Raw genomic sequence first — 1,713 nt, forward strand, 5'->3', positions numbered from 1 at the left:
GAGTCGGTCCCGCAGGCCGGCGAGGTCGCCGGTGTATTCAAACCCCAGGCCGGTCCGGGCGGCGCCGCTGGCGGGCCGGACCATCAGCACACCGCCGTTCTTCGCCGTGAAATCCGCGGTTTCGTCGTCGTCCGGGGCCGGCCGCAGCCGGGCGCCCATGTTCCGCAGGGTTTGCGCGGCGGCGGCCGCGTCCGGCGTGAACCAGACTTCGACGACGGCGAGCGCCGGATCGGCGTCCGCGCACTGCGCGCCGTGGGCGGCCTTGTCCGCGAAGAAGCCGAACCCGTCCTCGCCCGTGATGCGGCAGGTATCGCCGTGGCGGGCGCTGACCAGCTCGGCCGGGGTGGTCCCGTCCTCCGCGCCGGCCAGATTGGTGCGGCGCGCGAACTCCGCCAGATCCCCGACCTCGACGCCGAAGTCAGTCTTTCCATCCAGCACGATTCCGGCACCGGCACCGGCATCAGCCCCGGCGGCACCCGCCGCTACCCGGTGCAGCGCGAGGCGGCCCGAGCCGGCGTCGAACTCCTGCCAGTCGCCGTCGTCGACTGTGCGCACCATGCCGAGGGCGGACAGCAGGCCCTCCCACTGGTCCATGCGGGAGGTGTAGTGGATCGGGCGGACGCGCAGCATGGGATCTCCTTGCGAGGGACGGTTTTTGGCTCCTCCTGACATGGTGCCACCAAAGCACCCCTCCGGTCAGCACAGCAGGGCACAATGGGGCCATGGCTGCTGAACTTGAGGAATTGCTGGTGAAGGACGCCGCCGAGTGGCGCGCCTGGCTGGAGCAGCACCACGCGCAGAGTCCCGGCGTGTGGCTCGTGCTGCACAAAAAGGGCGGATCGGTGACGGAGCTGGACTACGAGGCCGCGCTGCAGGAGGCGCTGTGTTTCGGCTGGATCGACGGGCAGGGGCGGCGCCGGGACGAGGAAAGCTCATTCCAGCGGATGACCCGGCGGGGACCCAAGAGCGTGTGGTCGGCCCGGAACGTGGAGCGGATTGACCGCCTGGAGGCGGCGGGGCGGATGGCCCCCGCCGGGCAGGCGGCCGTCGCCGCCGCCAAGGCGGACGGGCGCTGGGAGGCCGCCTATTCGGGCGCGGCGACGGCGGAGGTCCCGGATGACCTCGCCGCCGCCATCGCGGCGGACCCGCGGGCGCAGGCGATGTTCGAGGTCCTGACGTCCGTGAACCGGTATGCGCTGATCTACCGCACCAACTCGGTCAAGCAGGCCTCCACCCGGGAGAGGAAGATCGCCGGGTTCGTGGAGATGCTGGCCAGGTTCGACACGCCGTACCCGCAGACCAGGCGGCCCCCGGAACCGTAGCGCCCGCCCCCGCCGCGCATCCCAGAGAATTCCCAGCGGCCTTGCTGGCTGCAGGGAGTTGCCTCTGGCAGGATTGGGCGAATGCTCCTTGCCCAGCGTGCCCCGCGACCCCCTGCCCGCCTGCCGCTGCCGTCCCAACAACGGCTCTTCTTCGTGGCAGCGGGCCTGTTAATTGCGGGTGAGACGATCTTCTGGACCGTGCTCGCCGCCGTGCAGTCGAACAGCGGCGTGGCTGACCTGGACGGGCCCGTGCACGACGGAATCGTGGCGTCCCGGACCCCCTTGGCCACCGCCATCCTGGCGGCCGTGACCACGGTGACGTCGCCGCTGTGGATGACGGTGATCGGCTGCGCCGTGGCACTGGCCTGGGCGGTCTTCAAGCGTGAAGTCT

At 71.0% G+C, this 1,713-nt stretch carries 2 protein-coding genes and 1 pseudogene; 2 read left to right on the forward strand and 1 reads right to left on the reverse strand.

The features are described from left to right. Nucleotides 1-630, reverse strand: a 630-nt coding sequence (locus tag Y706_RS26795) for a hypothetical protein (RefSeq protein ID WP_043436700.1), incomplete at its 3' end; no start/stop codon positions are given. A 92-nt stretch (nt 631-722) separates the two neighbouring features. Between Y706_RS26795 and Y706_RS0120540 the strand changes: the two genes are divergently transcribed. Next, a complete protein-coding gene (locus Y706_RS0120540) occupies nt 723-1,322 on the forward strand; it encodes a YdeI/OmpD-associated family protein (protein ID WP_028278064.1) in 600 nt (199 codons plus the stop codon). Between the two features lie 81 nt (nt 1,323-1,403). After that, a pseudogene (locus Y706_RS29475) lies at nt 1,404-1,713 on the forward strand (PAP2 family protein); the annotation flags it as partial.

It is taken from the genome of Arthrobacter sp. I3, from assembly GCF_000520575.1.
Lineage (GTDB): Bacteria > Actinomycetota > Actinomycetes > Actinomycetales > Micrococcaceae > Arthrobacter > Arthrobacter humicola_A.